Raw genomic sequence first — 16,105 nt, forward strand, 5'->3', positions numbered from 1 at the left:
CAATAGTCGCTGCGATTTTATCTTGTCAATGTTTGTGTCGCAGCGCACCGGCCAACAGGATCAGGCCCACCGCCACCGCGAAGGTGGTATGCAGGCCAAAAGCCACGGATTGCGGGGTGGCGCGGATGATATCCGGCGTGGCCCAGGCGAACACCGCACCGAGGGCCGAGGCGCCGAAAATCAGGCCGATATTGCGCGACAGGTTCAACAGGCCCGACACCGTGCCCCGACGCGGGCCTTCGACATCGCGCATCACCGCAGTGTTGTTGGCGGCCTGGAACAGGCTGTAGCCCGACGTCAGCAAGACCAGTGCGCCAAGGTAGGCCAGCAGCCCGCCGGCCAGCGCCAGTGCCAACGCGCCTACGGCCATGATGGCCAGCCCGAGGAGGGTCATGCGCGGGCTGCCGAGACGGTCGGTGAGATGGCCGGCAGGCACGCCGGTGACGGCTGCAACACAAGGCCCGACCGCCATCACCAGGCCCATCCACGCCGGCGCGAGCCCCAGGCCACGGGACAAGTAGAACGGGCCGACCACAAACGTCGCCATCATCACTGCCGACACTAGCGCGCTCATCCCCAGGCCGGCGCGCAGCCCAGGGCTGGCCAGTGCCGACCAGAACGGCACTGCCGCCCGTGCGCCGGGCTCATTCGGCAGATAGCGGTAGGCGAGGGCGGCCGCCAGCAGCCCCAACGGTGCGCCGAGCAGGAACAGCGCGCGCCAACTCCACAGGCTCAACAACACGCCACCGACGCTGGGCCCCATGGCGGTGCCGACGGCCGAGAGCGTACCGAGCAAGCCCATCACGCGGCCGGTGCGCTCTTTGCTGACCGTGTCGCCGACCATCCCCAGGGTCATTGCCATCATGATCGCCGCACCGAGCCCTTGCAGCACCCGCGCGGCGATCAGCCAGGGCAGCGACGGCGCCATGGCACACAGCCCGCAGGCCAGGGCGAACAGCAACAAGCCGGCGAGCAACAACCGGCGCCGCCCCAGGCGATCGCCCAAGCGACCCGCGCTGACAATTACAGCGGTGATCGCCAGCAAATACGCGAGCACCACCCACTGCACCGCTTGAAACGACGCATCAAAGGCCAGTACCAGGCTGGGCAGGCCGACATTGGCAATGCTGGTGCCGAGGGAGGCCAGCAACATGGACAGCGACAGGCTGAAAAGGGCGCCGCGTGTGGACGTGTGCATCTGGGATTCCTTGAATGATCGCTACTGTCACAAATCTACGGGCTCGCCTAACATGGCGGAAGGCGCATGGATTGCAGTCAATACCTGCACAAGACGCCTGATAAGGAGCGTTGATGCCCGACCTGAATCTGCTGATCACCCTGGATGCCTTGCTCGCCGAAGGCAGCGTCGCCGGTGCGGCCAAGCGCTTGCGCCTGAGCCCCTCGGCCATGAGCCGTGCCTTGGCGCGCTTGCGCGAAACCACCGGTGATCCGTTGTTGGTGCGTGCCGGCCGTGGCCTGGTGCCGACGCCACGGGCCTTGGCCCTGCGCGAACATGTCAGCCGCCTGGTGCTGGACGCCCATGCCGTGCTGCGCCCCGCGCAAACCCTGGATATGGCCCGGGTCGAGCGCACCTTCACCCTGCGCACCAGTGACGAATTCGTCGAAAATTTCGGCCCGGCGCTGCTCGCGCGTATCACGGCGCAAGCGCCTGGCGTGCGCCTGCGCTTCGTCAGCAAGACCGACAAGGACAGCGCCTGGCTACGGGACGGCAGCGTTGACCTGGAAACCGGTGTGGTCGATGCCAACGCCAGCCCCGAACTGCTGACCCAGGCGCTGTTTCGCGATCGCTTGATCGGCGTGGTGCGCAGCAGCCATCCCCTGAGTCAGGGTGACATCAGCGTGCAGCGCTATGCCGAGGGCCAGCACGTCTACGTGTCCCGGCGCGGGCAAGACCGTGGGCAGATCGACGAAGCGCTGGACGCCCAGGGCCTCAGCCGCCAGATCGGCACGATTGTCACCGGCTTCTCCACCGCCATCGCCCTGGCCCGCGCCACCGACTTGATCGCCAGCGTGCCCGAGCGCTACACCGCCCATCAACGCGAAGGCCTGCACAGCTTTGCGCTGCCCTTGGCGTTGCCGGCCTTTACCGTGGCGATGCTCTGGCACCCGCGCCTGGACGCCGACCTGGGCCATCGCTGGCTGCGTGGATGTTTGCGTGAGGTCTGCGGCCCGCAACAGGTACAATCGCTGCAGCTTTGACGCGAAACTCCAGGAATCTACATGTTCAGCCTTACCCGTTACACCACGCCGTGCCCGGCGGCCATCAGCGACCAGATCCTGCAGATGGTGGTGGATAACCTCACCGACATCAGCAGCGTGGCACTGCCGCCAAGCAATCTGCTGTACAGCATCTACCAGTACGCCACGGGCTTTGAGGTGCATCTGTACCTGGAAGCCTTGAATGGGGAGAAGGGGATTGCGGTCGAGTTGATTGTGGCCACCGCCACGCTGGACCCTGAGAAAGTCATCGGTTTTGTGCTGTGCCTGCCGGTCAAAGATGACCCCGAGGCCTGTGGCATCGCGTTTATGGCGGTGCAAGCCGGTTTCCGGCGTCAGGGCGTGGCGCGCACCCTGATGGGCGATGTGCTTGAGCGCTACCCTCACGCTGAATTGAGCTGTGCCGTGGAAAAAGTCCCGGCCTATGAGGCCATGGGCTTTCAGGTGCGTGGTGCGCGGGACACCCAGGTGGTGATGAATACCCGCAGCTACGGCACCGACGGGCTGATGGGGGTGCTGGATGTGGCGGCGATCTATAGCTCGCTGGAAGTGCGGCAGATTCACACCTACCTGCTGCAAAAGCACGGCAAGCGCGCGATGGTGGATGCCGAGAAGCAGCGCGACCGGCACCTGGATCAACGGGTGCGCAAGGTGCAGTTGTTTGTGCAGGGGCGGGGCTGAATGATCGTTCCCACGCTCTGCGTGGGAATGCATCCCTAGACGCTCTGCGTCCGCTCTTGAAGGCATAACGCAGAGCGTCACTGGCGGCATTCCCACGCGGAGCGTGGGAACGATCATGGTCCCCGATTCACCATTGCCAGAATCATCCCAAGTAATTCCTGCTGCGCCTCCTCCCGACTCAGCTCACCGCTGGCCGCCGCCTGGGACAAGGCTTCCGCCGCCCCAAGCATCGCCCGCAAACCAGCCCGGGACACCTTGCCTCCGGGCGCAAACGGCGACAGCGCGGCGCTGCATTTATCGAGGAAGATCGCTTCGTACTGGCGCTTGAGGGTTTCCAGCTCCGGCGAGCTGCTCAACGCTGCAATCACCCCTGGGATTTCCCGTCCCTGCAACAGCACGCAATCGACATAGGACGCGGCAATCACCCACGCTCGATCCTCCAGCGTCGCGTTGCTCGCCTCTATGGCCTCGGCAAACACCTGGTTCTGGCGCCCGTCGAAATCGGCATACAGCGCGGCCAACAACCCGGCGCGGGTGACGAAGTGATCGTAGACCACCGGCTTGGTGACGCCCGCCAGTTCCGCCAGGCGACCCAGGGTCAGGGCGTCGGTGCCTTCATCGCGGACCAGTTGCCAGGCCACCTCCAACAGTTGACGCAGGCGATCTTCGCGCGACAGGCGACGACGTGGGGCAGGGGATTCACTGCTTGACATGCTTATATACCAAAAGTAACTTACCAAAGGTAATTTAAGCCCAGCCTAAACCGAAATGGAGTCAATGTCATGCACGCCTTGATCGTAGTCTCTCATCACGACCCGCAATCCCTGACCCACAGCATCGCCTTGCAAGCCGCCGCAGGGCTGACCGCTGCCGGCCACACCTTTGAGATCGCCGACCTCGCCGCCGAAGGCTTCGACCCGCGCTACGGCGCCGCCGACCAGCGCGTGCATCGCACTCGCGCCCAGCCTCCAGCGGACGTGCAGGCCGAGCAAGCGCGCATCGACCGCGCCGATGCGCTGGTGCTGGCGTTCCCGATTTACTGGTGGTCGCTGCCGGGCCTGCTCAAAGGTTGGGTCGACCGTGTGTTCGTCAACGGCTGGGCGATTGATTACGGCCCTGACACGCCGGTGGTGAAAAAACTGCGGCACTTGAACGTGCACCTGCTGGCCGTGGGGGCGGCGGATGAAAGCGCGTTCGATCGCCACGGTTATGCCAAGGCCATGCGTACGCAGATCGACCACGGCATCTTTGATTATTGCGGGGCCAAGGTGCTCACTTCCGAGCTGTTGCTGGAGTCGGAAAGCGGCACCGCCGAGGCGCACCTGCGCAAAGCGTACGCAGTGGGGCAGGGGGTGTTTCAACAGGAGATGGTCGCGGGCTGATTCAGCCTTCGCGAAACAGGTCGTGGGCGTCGAGCAGGCGGTAGGCAATTTCCGGGCGGTTTTCCATGCCCCGGCGAATGGCTGCCGGAATCGCTTGGCGGGTCTTGCGACACAGGCCTGGAAACGGGTCGATGTCGATCTGGATCCCGCGCATGCTCTTGACCTCGGTGTGCCCTGGCGCGACATGCACGCGGATGCCCAATTGCTGGTACATCAGCTGTTGCATGCGTTCCAGGTCTTGCAGGCTCTTGAGGTCTTCGAGGCGCGCGATCAGCTTCTTCTCTTCCTGGCGCGTGAGTGTGAGGATGCGCACGTCGGCGCCAGGGGTTTGCAGCAGTTGCTCGCGGTCGCAGTCGCAAGCGCCGGGTGGGCAGGGTTGGCGAATAGTCATGTGCTTGGCCTCCCCATTCCGACGCTGCCGGCTCAGTAGCTGAGTTGCACCCCAAGACTGCCCAGGGCCTTCCAGTACTCAGGATAGGTCTTGGCCACGCAGTCCGGGTCCTGAATGCGGATGCCCGCCACTTTCAAGCCGGCCAGGGCAAAGCACATGGCGATGCGGTGGTCGGCGTGGGTGTCGATCAGGGCATTGCACGATGTGCCGGCCAGCGCCGGGTCGCTGGCAACGAGCAGGTCGTCGCCTTCGATGGTGGCCAGGCCTGGGCGGATTTCATTCAAGCCGTCGTGCAGCGCCTGCACGCGGTCACATTCCTTGACCCGCAGGTTGGCCAGCTCGGTGAAACGCACCGGGGTGTTGTTGAACGCAGCCAGCACGGCCAGGGTCGGGATGGCGTCCTGCATTTGCGAGCCCACCACCGTGGCCTGCATGTTCGGGAACTGGGCTATCACGGCCTGGGCCTTGGCGTCCGGTTGGGTGAAGTCCTGCGCGGCCACGCCGATGTCGATACGGCCAGCAGTCAGCACTTCGGCCGCCCACAGGTAGGTGGCGGCGGACGCGTCCGGCTCGATCAGGTAGTCGTGGGCGCGGTAGCCGGTCGGGGCGACACGCCAGGTGGTGTCGTTGACGGTGTCGACCTGGGCACCGAAGGCGCGCATGCAGTCCAGGGTCAGGTCCACGTAGCCACGGGCGCCGATGTCCTTGCCGGTCAGTGCCACTTCAATCGGCGCTTCGCCGCAGGCCGCAAGCATCAGCAGGGCCGACACGTACTGGCTGGACAAGCCGCCGTCGATCTCGAAGCGCTTGGCCTGGACCTTGCCCACGCCGTGCACGGTCACTGGCGGGCAACCGGTCGGGCTGTCGACCTGGATGCCGTTTTCGCGCAGCGTCGCCAGCAGCGGGCCGATCGGGCGCTTCTGCATATAGTCGTCGCCGGTCAGCACCACGGTGCCTTCGACGGTGGCGACGGCGGCGGTGAGAAAGCGCATCGCGGTGCCGGCGTTGCCGAGGAACAGCGGCTGCACCGGCAGTTGCAGCTTGCCGGAGCCGGTGACCACAAAGGTGGTGTCATCCGGCTCGTCGATGGTCACGCCCATCTGGCGCAGGGCCACCGACATATGGCGGGTGTCATCGCTCTTCAACGCGCCGCTCAGGCGGCTGGTGCCCTTGGCCAGGGCGGCCAGCAACAGGGCGCGGTTGGTAATGGATTTGGAGCCGGGGGGCGCGACCTTGCCATTGAGGGGGAAATTGGGCGGTGTAACGGTCACGGTTTTCTGCGAACTCAAGGTACAAGGCTCCTGATTCAAGGCAAGGTGGTACGGAGTGGCCGACGGGCGGACCCGAATAATCGGCCAAACCGGCAGTACTTGTCGAGGTTTAGCGCTGGCTCAGCCAGTAATCGTGCAGGGCACGCGCGGCCGGTTCGATCTGGCTGACACGCTGTTGGTGCGCTGCTACGTCCAGGTCGGCCGGCAACTCGAAATTGTCCTGCTCGGCGCACCAGGAGATTTTTTCCAGTTCGCCGGCCTGTACGGCCGGCAGTGCAGGCCAGTTGCCAATGGCCGCGCCACGGATATAACCAAAGCACCATTCCTCGGCGAGAGTCACGGTGTGGCCCTGGTGTTCGGTGTCGTCGAAACGTGCCTTGAAGCTCGTCGCATCGGTCGCCAGTTGCCCGGCCAGGGTATTGATATGGCGCACGCACAGTTCGAGGAAGCGCTGCGCCTCGTCCATGCTTTCCCACTCGGGGTTCTGCCCGCCCCAGATCGCCGGGAACCACTCGGCCACATCCACCTGGGCCGGGCTCGACACCAGGGCGGTGAAGTAGCCGTCCAGTTCGGCGAGGTTCAGCACCGAGTGGTCGTCGCCGTACTTTTGCAGGGTGTCTTCGATAAATTCGAATTCGGCCGGGGAGAGGGGTTGGGCGTGCATGGGCATATCCTTTAAACGTCGAGCGCCGCTGATGGGGCGGCTTAAAGCGCGAAGGATGGCGTGTGCGCCGGGTTTTATCCAGCGTTTTCCCAGTCCCGCTTTTGGCCGATGCGCCGTGGTGCACCCTTGTTATAGTTCGGGCCTTATCACTCGCCAGTCAGGGATCACTGCCATGTCCGAATACCAAGCTTTCGTCGTCGAACTCACTGGCAACGTTGCCCATGTGCAGATCAATCGCCCGGAAAAGATCAACGCGATGAACGCGGTGTTCTGGACCGAGATCATCGAGATTTTCCAGTGGGTCGAAGACACCGACGCCGTGCGCGCGGTGGTGCTGAGTGGCGCCGGCAAGCATTTTTCCTCGGGCATCGACCTGATGATGCTGGCCTCGGTGGCCAATGAATTCGGCAAGGACGTGGGCCGCAATGCGCGCCTGCTGCGGCGCAAGATCCTTGAGCTGCAAGCCTCGTTCAACGCTGTCGACAACTGCCGCAAGCCGGTGCTGGCGGCGATCCAGGGCTATTGCATCGGCGGTGCCATCGACCTGATCAGCGCCTGCGACATGCGCTACGCCGCCGAGGGCGCGCAGTTCTCGATCAAGGAGATCGACATCGGCATGGCCGCTGACGTCGGCACCCTGCAGCGCCTGCCGCGTATTGTCGGCGACGGCATGCTGCGGGAACTGGCCTACACCGGCCGCCAATTCGGCGCCGATGAAGCGCGCAGCATTGGCCTGGTCAACCGCGTCTACCCGGATCAAGAGCGTCTGCTGGCCGGTGTGCTGGAGATCGCCCATGAAATCGCCGCCAAGTCGCCGATTGCCGTGACTGGCACCAAAGCCATGATCAGCTACATGCGTGACCATACAGTCAATGATGGTCTGGAATACGTTGCCACCTGGAACGCGGCTATGTTGCAATCCAACGACCTGCGCGTGGCCATCGCGGCCCATATGAGCAAGCAGAAACCCGAATTCGTGGATTGACTGATATGACCCCAGGCTGGATTACCACAACACTGCTGGACAACGACACCCCCGGCGGCTGGGCCGTCGCCCGCAGCCGCGAGGGTTTTTTGCATGACAGCAATGGCCCGCTGTTCCCTCGGGAATGGCTCAAGCGCCAGGACCTGTCGGTGTTTGCCGAGCACGGCATCGGCCACCTCGACGGTGAGCCGGTGTACTTGCTGGAGCTGAACGCGCCAGCCGAAGTGCCGGGTTGCAGTTGGCAAGGCCTGCGCGCCTTTATGCTGCAAGGCGATCACACCTTGTACAAAGTGTTGGGCTACGCCGCGCAGATCGGCACCTGGGCGCGGGAGCACCGCTTTTGTGGCAGTTGCGGCCAGGCCATGGTCCAGGTGCCACGAGAGCGCGCGATGTTTTGCCAGGCCTGCGACCTGCGCAGCTACCCGCGGATCTCGCCGAGCATGATTGTGCTGGTGACCCGTGGCGACGAGATCCTGCTGGCGCGTTCGCCGCGCTTCGTGACCGGCGTCTACAGCACGCTGGCGGGGTTTGCCGAGCCGGGGGAGTCGGCCGAAGACTGCCTGGTGCGCGAAGTGCGCGAGGAAGTGCAGGTGGAGGTCAAGAATATCCAGTACATGGGCAGCCAGTGCTGGCCGTTTCCCCATTCGATGATGCTGGGCTTTCACGCCGAATACGCCGGTGGCGACATCGTGCCCCAGGCCGACGAGATCGAAGACGCGCAGTGGTTCAACATCCACAACCTGCCGCCGTTGCCGGCGTCACGTTCGATTGCGCGCTACCTGATCGACCTCTACCTGGCGCGGCGCTTAGGCCACGCTGAACCAGTGCTGCCAGGCTAGGCGCACCGTCAGGCCCAGCACCACGGTGATAAACACCGGGCGAATGAACTTGGCGCCGCCGCTGATCGCGCTGCGTGCGCCAAAGAACGCACCGCCCATCACGCAGACGCCCATGGTCAGGCCGACGATCCAGTCCACCGTGCCGTTGAAGATAAACACCGACAGCGCTGCCGCGTTGCTGACGAAGTTCATGCTGCGCGCGACGCCGCTGGCTTTCACCAGGTCGACGGGGTACATCAGCATCGTGCTGACGGTCCAGAACGCGCCTGTGCCAGGGCCGGCCACGCCATCGTAAAAGCCCAGGCCGAAGCCCTGGGTGGATTGCCACTTCTTCTTGATCGGTGCGTCCGCAGCCGGCGGCGCCTTGGGCGTGCCACCGAACAGCAAATACAGGCCGCACCCAAACACGATCACCGGGAGCATTTTGTTCAGGGTCTCGGCGGGCAGGTAGTGGGCGACCACCGCACCGGTCAGCGCGCCGATAAACGTGCCGACGATGGCGTGCACCCACTGGCGCGGGTGAAACAGCTTGCGGCGGTAAAAGGTGAAGCTGGCGGTGGCCGAGCCAAAGGTGGAGCTGAGCTTGTTGGTGCCCAGTACCAGATGCGGCGGCATGCCGGCGGTGAGCAGCGCGGGCGTGGTGAGCAAGCCGCCACCGCCGGCGATGGCGTCGATAAAGCCAGCGACGAAGGCCACGGCGGCGAGAATGGCGAGGGTGGTGAGGTCAACGCTGAGTTCGAAGGGCATGGGCAGGGCTTATGGTTGGCAGGGCGGCCGCCATCTTACTGCCAGATGTACACAGATCCAAATGTGGGAGCTGGCTTGAATCAGCGGTTTGTTTTGATCGTTCCCACGCTCTGCGTGGGAATGCGTCCCTGGACGCTCTGCGTCCGCTCTTGAAGGCGTGACGCAGAGCGTCACCGGCGGCATTCCCACGCAGAGCGAGGGAACGATCAATTTAGACCGTGCCTGCTTGAATCAGCGGTGTGCTTCGATCCATTCCAGCGCCGTGCGCCAGATGCAAATCCCAAGGAAATACGCCGACATCACCGACCACAACCCAAACGTCCACGGGTTGGTGTTCGGATAATCCACCACCATCAAAAAGCTGCACAGCAACCAGATCGTGGTCACCGCGATATTGATCGGCATAAAGCGCTTCACGCGGAACGGGTGCAAGAACTTCATCGGCGTCACGGTCAGCAGGGCCAGGCCTATCACCGTGAGCAAGGTCACCCAGGCATCTGGCTGGATGATGTACACGCACAGCGCCACCACGTTCCAGGCGGCGGGGAAGCCGACGAAGTAGTTGTCCTTGCTCTTCATGTTCACGTTGCAGAAGCAGAACAGCGACGACACCAGGATCACGGATACGGTGAACAGGTGGGTAAAGTCCGGCAGGTCGATGTAACGATAGATAAACAATGCTGGGATAAACACGTAGGTCAGGTAATCGATCACCAGGTCCAGCACCGAGCCGTCAAAGCTCGGCAGCACTGTGCTGACGTTGACCCGTCGCGCCAGGGAGCCGTCGACGCCATCGACCACCAGCGCCAGGCCCAGCCACAGCAGGCAGGCCTTGGGCGAGTTTTCCAGCAGCGCCAGGGTTGCCAGGAAGGCCAATACCACACCGGTGGCGGTAAAGCCGTGGGCGCCCCAGGCTTTGAGTCTGGCTACATGCAGGGTCGATATCACGGGCGGTTCTCCAAAAGGTGAAACGGGGCAGCCGACAACGTGACGCCGTCGAGTCTGGCCAGGGAATGCAGGTATCGACCGGGAAGGGGAGGATATGGTTCACCGCCCGGTGCAAGACTAAGCGTAGCAAGCGCGGGCCGTTTCGGCATCAGCCTTGACGGAACACCAACGCCTTCAAGCCACTTTGCGCATCAATATCCGGAAATTCCGGCGGGTTTTCCAGACGTTCGACAAAGCGCAGCCCCGGTGCTTCGCGGGTCACACCGTCGATCAGGAAGTCTTCACCGAAAGCCGGGTCATTCATGCAGGCCAGCACCGTGCCTTGCGCCGTCAGCAGATCCGGCAGGCGGCGCAGCACGCGCTGGTAGTCCTTGGTCAGCAGGAAGCTGCCTTTCTGGAATGACGGTGGATCGATGATCACCAGGTCATAGGGGCCGCTGTGGGTGACCTTGGCCCAGGACTTGAACAGGTCGTGGCCGAGGAACGTCACTTGGCTCAAGTCGTGACCGTTCAGGCGATGGTTGTCGCGACCCCGGCTGAGGGCGCCACGGGCCATGTCCAGGTTCACCACATGGTCGGCGCCGCCTTCGATGGCCGCCACGGAGAAACCGCAGGTGTAGGCGAACAGGTTGAGGACGCGCTGGCCCTTGGCCTGTTCGCGCACCCAGTTGCGCCCGTAGCGCATGTCGAGGAACAGCCCGCTGTTCTGTTTTTTACCCAGATCGATCAGGTAACGCAGGCCGCCTTCGGTGATGGTCAGCTCATCGACGGGATTGCCCACCAGCCATTCGGTGGTGCTTTGCGGCAGGTAGCGGTGTTGCAAGGCGACGGTGTGGGCGCTCAATTGCGCTTGCAGCAACTGTTTCAGGGCTTCCAGCTGTTCAGCTTCTGGCTCCTTGAACAACGAGACCAGTACCACGCCCTGCAACCAATCCACCGTCAGTTGCTCCAGGCCCGGCCAGCAGCGCCCACGGCCGTGGAACAGGCGCCGGGTTTCGCTGGGCGGGGTCGCCAGGGCGGTGAGCAAGTGGGTGTGCAGGGTGGCGAGGGCGTCTGGGTTCATCGTTTAGCGTCGTTCGTTGAGCGGGCGGCATTTTAAACACAATGCTGAGGTTTCGGGGGCTTGAGCACAACGTGCTGAAGAAAGGCGAATTGCCAGTGAATCATGCTCAAACTTCAGATTTTTGCGCCTGATATCAGGCAAAAAATCCTCTGGCACCGACATAAACTGGAAAAAAAGCCTGGAGGTGCCCATGAACGGTTTTGCGAGCGCGGTGAATCACACAGCCCTGGATCAACAAGAGTTGGACGAGTGGCGCGACGCCCTCGCGTCCCTGGTGGCCAACGCCGGCCCCGCGCGGGCCCGGCAGATCCTCGACCTGCTGGCCCGTGAAGGCAGCGCGCCGCACATTGACTGGAAACCGCGCCACGGCACGCCCTATATCAATAGCATCAGCGTCGAGCAGCAACCGGCGTTCCCCGGCGACCTTGCTACCGAAGAGCGCCTGGCCTCACTGGTGCGCTGGAACGCCCTGGCCATGGTGGTGCGGGCCAACCAGGCCTACGGCGAACTTGGCGGGCATATCGCCAGCTACGCCAGCGCGGCGGATTTGTTCGAGGTGGGCTTCAACCACTTCTTCCGTGCGCGCAACGACGGTTTTGGCGGCGACCTGGTGTTCTATCAGCCCCATTCCGCCCCGGGCATCTATGCGCGGGCGTTTCTCGAAGGCCGCCTGAGTGAACACGACCTGGCCCACTATCGCCAGGAAATCGGCGGCCCCAAGACCGGCGCGCGCGGGCTGTCCAGCTATCCCCATCCGTGGTTGATGGCGGACTTCTGGCAGTTCCCTACGGGTTCGATGGGGATCGGCCCCATCAGCTCGATTTTCCACGCGCGTTTCATGCGCTACCTGCAACACCGCAACCTGTTGGACACCACTGACCGTCACGTCTGGGGCGTGTTTGGCGACGGTGAAATGGACGAGCCGGAAAGCATGTCCGCCCTGACCCTGGCGGCCCGCGAGGGCTTGGATAACCTGACCTGGGTGGTCAACTGCAACCTGCAACGCCTCGACGGCCCGGTGCGTGGCAATGGGCGGATCATCGACGAACTGGAAGCCTTGTTCGCCGGCGCGGGCTGGAACGTGATCAAGCTGGTCTGGGGTTCGGACTGGGACGCCTTGCTGGCCAAGGATGCCGATGGCGCACTGGTCAACACCTTGTCGCAGACCGTGGATGGCCAGTTCCAGACCTTCGCCGCCAAGGACGGCGCCTACAACCGCGAACACTTTTTCGGCCAGAGCGAATCCCTGGCCAAACTCGTGGCGGGCATGAGCGACGAACAGATCGACCGCCTCAAGCGCGGCGGCCATGACATGGTCAAGATCCACGCGGCCTATCACGCGGCGCGCCGGGTCAAGGGCAAGCCCACGGTGATTCTCGCCCAGACCAAGAAGGGCTTTGGCATGGGCGAGGCCGGGCAGGGCAAGATGACCACGCACCAGCAGAAGAAGCTTGATCGCGAGGCGTTGATCGCTTTTCGCAATCGCTTCCAACTGCCGCTGAGTGATGAGCAGACCGAGTCCCTGAGCTTCTTCAAACCGGCCGACGACAGCCTGGAAATGCGCTACCTGCACCAGCGCCGCGAGGCTCTGGGCGGCTATGTGCCGAGTCGCAGCCAGCACGCCGCACCGGTCAGCGTGCCGCCCGTGGCAGGCTACGGCGGTTTTGCCACGGCGGCCGACGGCAAGGAAATGTCCACCACCATGGCCTTTGTGCGCATGCTCACCCACTTGCTCAAAGACAAAGCCTTGGGCCCGCGCATCGTGCCCATCGTCGCCGACGAAGCGCGCACTTTTGGCATGGCCAACCTGTTCAAGCAGATCGGCATCTACTCCAGTGTCGGCCAGCGCTACGAGCCAGAAGACATCGGCTCGATCCTCAGCTACCGCGAAGCCACCGACGGGCAGATCCTCGAAGAAGGCATCAGTGAAGCCAGCGCCGTCAGCTCCTGGGTCGCAGCGGCCACCAGCTACTCGGTGCATGGCCTGCGCATGCTGCCGTTCTACATCTATTACTCGATGTTCGGTTTCCAGCGGGTGGGCGACCTGATCTGGGCCGCCGCCGACCAGCGCGCCCGTGGCTTCCTGCTCGGCGCGACGGCAGGGCGCACCACCTTGGGCGGCGAAGGCTTGCAACATCAGGACGGCAGCAGCCATCTCATGGCCGCCACCGTGCCCAACTGCCGCGCCTACGATCCCGCGTTTGCCGGGGAGTTCGCGGTGATCCTCGACCACGGCATGCGCCAGATGCTGGAGCGTGAGGTGGATGAGTTCTACTACGTGACGCTGATGAACGAAAACTACCCGCAGCCGAACCTGCCGGAAGGGCTTGAAACGGCGATCATCAAAGGCATGTACCGCCTGGAGGGCGTGCCCGATGCCCAGGTGCGCCTGCTCGGTTCCGGCACGCTGGTGCGCGAGGCGCAAGCGGCGGCACAGTTGCTGGCGGACGATTGGCAGGTGGCCAGCGCAGTGTTCAGCGTCACCAGCTACAGCGAACTGGCGCGGGACGCACGGGAGGTGGAGCGGTGGAATCGCCTGCACCCGCAAGACCCTGCACGCATTAGCCATTTGACTGAATGCCTACCCAAGGGTGCGCCGGTGGTGGCTGTGTCGGACTATGTGCGGGCGGTGCCGCAGATGATCGCGTCGTACCTCGAATCCGGCTACACCGTGCTGGGCACTGACGGGTTCGGGCGCAGTGATACGCGGGCGGCGTTGCGGGATTTCTTTGAGGTGGATCGGTATCACATCGTGCTGGCGGCACTGACGGCGTTGGACGCGCGGATGGGTCAGCAGGCGATTGAGAAGTATGGCTTGCAGACGGAGCGAGATGCGTCCTGGATCTCCTGAACAACAGACATCAACTGTGGGAGCTATCCATGTGGGAGCGGGCTTGCCCGCGATAGCGGTGGGTCAGCTGCAGATGCATTGGCTGACAAACTGCCATCGCAGGCAAGCCAGCTCCCACATGGGTTTTGTGCTGTGGCTTAAAACGTGGCGATCAGGGCTGGTCCAAATGCTTCCTTGAGAAACCCCGGGGCGATGTAGCGTTCGTAGTGCGCCTCCGACAACAGGAAAAACTCGCGGTCAATCGCATCGCGCAACTCCGCCAGCTGCCGCTCACGAAACTCCGGTAGCAACACCAACCCATACGCATCCAGCCTTGAAATCACCCGCGCGCCCCGGGCAATCAACTGGTACGCCCAGCAATACGGCGACTGGTGCGGCATAAAGCGGATCTTGCGGCTCTCCAGTTGCTGGCGCAGCAGGTGCGCATCAAACACCTCCAGCTTGCTGGCCATCACCTGCACCAGCAATTGCTCCAGCCGCAGCCACACCGCCTGTTTTTCCTCGGCGTTGTACCCGTTCCACTGGATCACTTCGTGGTGATAACGCTTGCAGCCCCGGCAGACCAGGTCACCGTAGACGGTGGAGCACAGGCCGATGCAGGGGGTCTTGATGGTTTGATTGGGCATAAAGACGCTGATCTATTTGAAGTGGCAGGGTAATAGAGATCTTAAGCAACGCATTTTCAATTCTTTGGCGAAAGTGTTAGCGCATTTTGTCAGTGTTTCTTTGAGGTGCGGCAGACAAAGATGGTCGCAGTCCCCAAAGGATGACGAACCATGAAAACCCCGTCAAAACTCTTCGCTTACTGTCTGGCGGCACTGATGCTAATCGCCGCCAGCGGGTGTGTAAGCCAGCCCTCTACAGGAGTCACCAGAATGCATGCGCCATTGATTTCTCTTGCCGTACTCAAGGCCAAGCCGGGTCAGCAGCAGGCGCTGAGAGCCGGTTTATTGAGCTTGATCGAGCCGACGCGCGCCGAGCCGGGCAACCTTGATTACGTGTTGTTTGAACAGAAGGATGAACCCGGTACGTTCTACATGCGTGAGGCGTTCCAGAACCAAGCCGCGCTTGATGCGCACTTCGCGACTGCGCACTTCCAGCGGTTTGCCGCAACGGCTGATGATCTGCTCAGCGAGCCGCTGAAACTGATATTTCTGGAGCAGGTTTCAAAGTGAGGGTTCCCATGGACCGCTTTGGAGCGGTCCATGGGCCAAAGGCTAGTTTCCAGCTTCGTCAGAAACAGACCCTTGATATGGTGCGTTAACCCTTTGGTGGAAATGGATCGTCACCGTAAGTGTTGCGTTCGCGAATTTGGCCATTCTGTCCATGGATGAACATTTCGCTTTCCTGGTTTATTGCGATTTCTCGCGCAAGCTTAATAGCTTCTGCTTGTGTACTAACGACCTTTGTAGCTTTTGAGTTTCCTGCACCTTTTACGGCCCAGTCGTCACCATGGGGAACTACGTGTTGGTTTTTTTTAGACATGATTAATGCCCTCTTCAAATTTGATGTCTGAGCGTCGGCAAACAATTTGCCTGCTCATCGGATTAATTTGGAGTCCAAGATGTTCTGCAAAATCTTGTCTCCGACGATCAGCCGTTGACACCGCTTGAAGGTTCTCCATAATCATGCCCCGCATTTCCTCAAATGCTTTCATGATTGTGGTTTCCTCAATCGCGGCCCGTATAAGTGGGCGTTGTTCACCTATACGGTCAAGGCCCGCAGCAACCGCTCGAACGGTTTCTGTGGGTTTCTTGTTTTTGGCCAGTTCTTCTACGTTGATGGCAAGTCCTAGTTAATACTCCAGGAGTTTCCTCAACGTTGAAAAACGTCAATCCCAGCTCAGCGCACCACCAGTCTGGTACTCGATCACACGGGTCTCGAAGAAGTTCTTCTCTTTCTTCAAGTCCATGATCTCGCTCATCCATGGGAACGGGTTGGTCGTCCCTGGGTATTCTTCCTTCAAGCCAATCTGCGACAGACGACGGTTGGCGATGAACTTGAGGTAGTCCTCCATCATCGCGGCGTTCATGCCCAACACGCCG

General features: G+C 62.4%; 18 protein-coding genes and 1 pseudogene. 7 read left to right on the forward strand and 12 right to left on the reverse strand.

Features of this window, described 5'->3' with window-relative positions; all coding sequences use genetic code 11:
• Positions 1-25: 25 nt before the first annotated feature.
• The gene (locus ACZRMO_RS26415; protein WP_463974792.1) at positions 26-1,198 is read right to left on the reverse strand and encodes an MFS transporter; all 1,173 of its coding nucleotides are present in this window, start codon (positions 1,196-1,198) and stop codon (positions 26-28) included.
• Between the two features lie 113 nt (positions 1,199-1,311).
• Here ACZRMO_RS26415 and ACZRMO_RS26420 point away from each other — a divergent pair, with 113 nt between their 5' ends.
• Complete coding sequence (locus tag ACZRMO_RS26420; protein WP_463974793.1) at positions 1,312-2,220, forward strand: LysR family transcriptional regulator; 909 nt, start codon at positions 1,312-1,314, stop codon at positions 2,218-2,220.
• 21 nt (positions 2,221-2,241) lie between these two features.
• A complete protein-coding gene (locus ACZRMO_RS26425; protein ID WP_463974794.1) occupies positions 2,242-2,919 on the forward strand; it encodes a GNAT family N-acetyltransferase in 678 nt (225 codons plus the stop codon).
• A gap of 113 nt (positions 2,920-3,032) precedes the next feature.
• Here the strand turns inward: ACZRMO_RS26425 and ACZRMO_RS26430 are convergent, their stop codons facing one another.
• On the reverse strand, positions 3,033-3,632 hold the full coding sequence (locus ACZRMO_RS26430; protein ID WP_463974795.1) for a TetR/AcrR family transcriptional regulator: 600 nt from the start codon (positions 3,630-3,632) through the stop codon (positions 3,033-3,035).
• A 69-nt stretch (positions 3,633-3,701) separates the two neighbouring features.
• On the opposite strand from ACZRMO_RS26430, the gene ACZRMO_RS26435 reads away from it, so the two are divergent.
• Positions 3,702-4,301: an NAD(P)H-dependent oxidoreductase gene (locus tag ACZRMO_RS26435; RefSeq protein WP_463974796.1), complete on the forward strand. Its 600-nt coding sequence runs from the start codon at positions 3,702-3,704 to the stop codon at positions 4,299-4,301.
• Between the two features lies 1 nt (position 4,302).
• On the opposite strand, the gene ACZRMO_RS26440 is transcribed toward ACZRMO_RS26435, so the two are convergent.
• From ACZRMO_RS26440 to ACZRMO_RS26450, 3 genes are all read right to left on the reverse strand, one after another.
• On the reverse strand, positions 4,303-4,692 hold the full coding sequence (locus tag ACZRMO_RS26440; protein ID WP_463974797.1) for a hypothetical protein: 390 nt from the start codon (positions 4,690-4,692) through the stop codon (positions 4,303-4,305).
• Positions 4,693-4,724: 32 nt separating this feature from the next.
• Positions 4,725-5,981 carry a 3-phosphoshikimate 1-carboxyvinyltransferase gene (aroA, locus tag ACZRMO_RS26445; RefSeq protein ID WP_463974798.1) on the reverse strand — a complete coding sequence of 419 codons (1,257 nt, stop codon included), beginning with the start codon at positions 5,979-5,981 and terminating at the stop codon, positions 4,725-4,727.
• Positions 5,982-6,072: 91 nt separating this feature from the next.
• Entirely contained in the window at positions 6,073-6,627 is a 555-nt protein-coding gene (locus tag ACZRMO_RS26450; RefSeq protein ID WP_463974799.1) for a UPF0149 family protein, read from the reverse strand.
• Positions 6,628-6,799: 172 nt separating this feature from the next.
• Here ACZRMO_RS26450 and ACZRMO_RS26455 point away from each other — a divergent pair, with 172 nt between their 5' ends.
• Together ACZRMO_RS26455 and nudC are read left to right on the forward strand one after the other, a co-directional pair.
• Positions 6,800-7,612 (forward strand): crotonase/enoyl-CoA hydratase family protein, encoded by an 813-nt coding sequence (locus ACZRMO_RS26455; RefSeq protein WP_463974800.1) that lies wholly within the window; start codon positions 6,800-6,802, stop codon positions 7,610-7,612.
• 5 nt (positions 7,613-7,617) lie between these two features.
• The gene (nudC, locus tag ACZRMO_RS26460; protein ID WP_463974801.1) at positions 7,618-8,451 is read left to right on the forward strand and encodes an NAD(+) diphosphatase; all 834 of its coding nucleotides are present in this window, start codon (positions 7,618-7,620) and stop codon (positions 8,449-8,451) included.
• On the opposite strand, the gene ACZRMO_RS26465 is transcribed toward nudC, so the two are convergent.
• The 3 genes from ACZRMO_RS26465 to ACZRMO_RS26475 form a co-directional block, all read right to left on the reverse strand.
• Positions 8,419-9,198 carry a TSUP family transporter gene (locus tag ACZRMO_RS26465; protein ID WP_207046149.1) on the reverse strand — a complete coding sequence of 260 codons (780 nt, stop codon included), beginning with the start codon at positions 9,196-9,198 and terminating at the stop codon, positions 8,419-8,421. The two genes, nudC and ACZRMO_RS26465, sit on opposite strands and share 33 nt — an antisense overlap.
• A gap of 231 nt (positions 9,199-9,429) precedes the next feature.
• Positions 9,430-10,146, reverse strand: coding sequence for a phosphatidylcholine synthase (gene pcsA, locus ACZRMO_RS26470; RefSeq protein ID WP_448184953.1), 717 nt, complete (start codon positions 10,144-10,146; stop codon positions 9,430-9,432).
• A 148-nt stretch (positions 10,147-10,294) separates the two neighbouring features.
• Positions 10,295-11,209 carry a class I SAM-dependent methyltransferase gene (locus ACZRMO_RS26475; RefSeq protein WP_124529628.1) on the reverse strand — a complete coding sequence of 305 codons (915 nt, stop codon included), beginning with the start codon at positions 11,207-11,209 and terminating at the stop codon, positions 10,295-10,297.
• A 190-nt stretch (positions 11,210-11,399) separates the two neighbouring features.
• Here ACZRMO_RS26475 and mdeB point away from each other — a divergent pair, with 190 nt between their 5' ends.
• On the forward strand, positions 11,400-14,060 hold the full coding sequence (mdeB, locus tag ACZRMO_RS26480) for an alpha-ketoglutarate dehydrogenase (RefSeq protein ID WP_463974802.1): 2,661 nt from the start codon (positions 11,400-11,402) through the stop codon (positions 14,058-14,060).
• A gap of 137 nt (positions 14,061-14,197) precedes the next feature.
• Here the strand turns inward: mdeB and ACZRMO_RS26485 are convergent, their stop codons facing one another.
• Positions 14,198-14,686: a DUF1289 domain-containing protein gene (locus ACZRMO_RS26485; RefSeq protein ID WP_463974803.1), complete on the reverse strand. Its 489-nt coding sequence runs from the start codon at positions 14,684-14,686 to the stop codon at positions 14,198-14,200.
• Between the two features lie 249 nt (positions 14,687-14,935).
• Here ACZRMO_RS26485 and ACZRMO_RS26490 point away from each other — a divergent pair, with 249 nt between their 5' ends.
• Positions 14,936-15,235 carry a putative quinol monooxygenase gene (locus tag ACZRMO_RS26490; RefSeq protein WP_463974807.1) on the forward strand — a complete coding sequence of 100 codons (300 nt, stop codon included), beginning with the start codon at positions 14,936-14,938 and terminating at the stop codon, positions 15,233-15,235.
• Between the two features lie 85 nt (positions 15,236-15,320).
• Here the strand turns inward: ACZRMO_RS26490 and ACZRMO_RS26495 are convergent, their stop codons facing one another.
• From ACZRMO_RS26495 to ACZRMO_RS26505, 3 genes and pseudogenes are all read right to left on the reverse strand, one after another.
• Positions 15,321-15,545: a DUF2188 domain-containing protein gene (locus tag ACZRMO_RS26495; protein WP_463974804.1), complete on the reverse strand. Its 225-nt coding sequence runs from the start codon at positions 15,543-15,545 to the stop codon at positions 15,321-15,323.
• On the reverse strand, positions 15,538-15,717 hold the full coding sequence (locus tag ACZRMO_RS26500; RefSeq protein ID WP_463974805.1) for a hypothetical protein: 180 nt from the start codon (positions 15,715-15,717) through the stop codon (positions 15,538-15,540). Before ACZRMO_RS26500 ends, ACZRMO_RS26495 begins: the two co-directional genes overlap by 8 nt.
• Before the next feature lie 174 nt (positions 15,718-15,891).
• Positions 15,892-16,105, reverse strand: a pseudogene (locus ACZRMO_RS26505) (ribonucleotide-diphosphate reductase subunit beta); the annotation flags it as partial.

It is taken from the genome of Pseudomonas sp. B611, assembly GCF_055407965.1.

Bases quoted from the DNA above. Each gene is read 5' to 3' on its own strand.
- mdeB (WP_463974802.1), top strand. From the start codon at position 11,400: ATGAACGGTTTTGCGAGCGCGGTGAATCACACAGCCCTGGATCAACAA.
- ACZRMO_RS26440 (WP_463974797.1), bottom strand. From the start codon at position 4,692: ATGACTATTCGCCAACCCTGCCCACCCGGCGCTTGCGACTGCGACCGC.
- ACZRMO_RS26485 (WP_463974803.1), bottom strand. From the start codon at position 14,686: ATGCCCAATCAAACCATCAAGACCCCCTGCATCGGCCTGTGCTCCACC.
- ACZRMO_RS26455 (WP_463974800.1), top strand. From the start codon at position 6,800: ATGTCCGAATACCAAGCTTTCGTCGTCGAACTCACTGGCAACGTTGCC.
- ACZRMO_RS26430 (WP_463974795.1), bottom strand. From the start codon at position 3,632: ATGTCAAGCAGTGAATCCCCTGCCCCACGTCGTCGCCTGTCGCGCGAA.
- ACZRMO_RS26435 (WP_463974796.1), top strand. From the start codon at position 3,702: ATGCACGCCTTGATCGTAGTCTCTCATCACGACCCGCAATCCCTGACC.
- ACZRMO_RS26465 (WP_207046149.1), bottom strand. From the start codon at position 9,198: ATGCCCTTCGAACTCAGCGTTGACCTCACCACCCTCGCCATTCTCGCC.
- ACZRMO_RS26490 (WP_463974807.1), top strand. From the start codon at position 14,936: ATGCATGCGCCATTGATTTCTCTTGCCGTACTCAAGGCCAAGCCGGGT.
- ACZRMO_RS26425 (WP_463974794.1), top strand. From the start codon at position 2,242: ATGTTCAGCCTTACCCGTTACACCACGCCGTGCCCGGCGGCCATCAGC.
- ACZRMO_RS26420 (WP_463974793.1), top strand. From the start codon at position 1,312: ATGCCCGACCTGAATCTGCTGATCACCCTGGATGCCTTGCTCGCCGAA.
- ACZRMO_RS26415 (WP_463974792.1), bottom strand. From the start codon at position 1,198: ATGCACACGTCCACACGCGGCGCCCTTTTCAGCCTGTCGCTGTCCATG.
- ACZRMO_RS26450 (WP_463974799.1), bottom strand. From the start codon at position 6,627: ATGCACGCCCAACCCCTCTCCCCGGCCGAATTCGAATTTATCGAAGAC.
- ACZRMO_RS26495 (WP_463974804.1), bottom strand. From the start codon at position 15,545: ATGTCTAAAAAAAACCAACACGTAGTTCCCCATGGTGACGACTGGGCC.
- ACZRMO_RS26475 (WP_124529628.1), bottom strand. From the start codon at position 11,209: ATGAACCCAGACGCCCTCGCCACCCTGCACACCCACTTGCTCACCGCC.
- nudC (WP_463974801.1), top strand. From the start codon at position 7,618: ATGACCCCAGGCTGGATTACCACAACACTGCTGGACAACGACACCCCC.
- ACZRMO_RS26500 (WP_463974805.1), bottom strand. From the start codon at position 15,717: ATGAAAGCATTTGAGGAAATGCGGGGCATGATTATGGAGAACCTTCAA.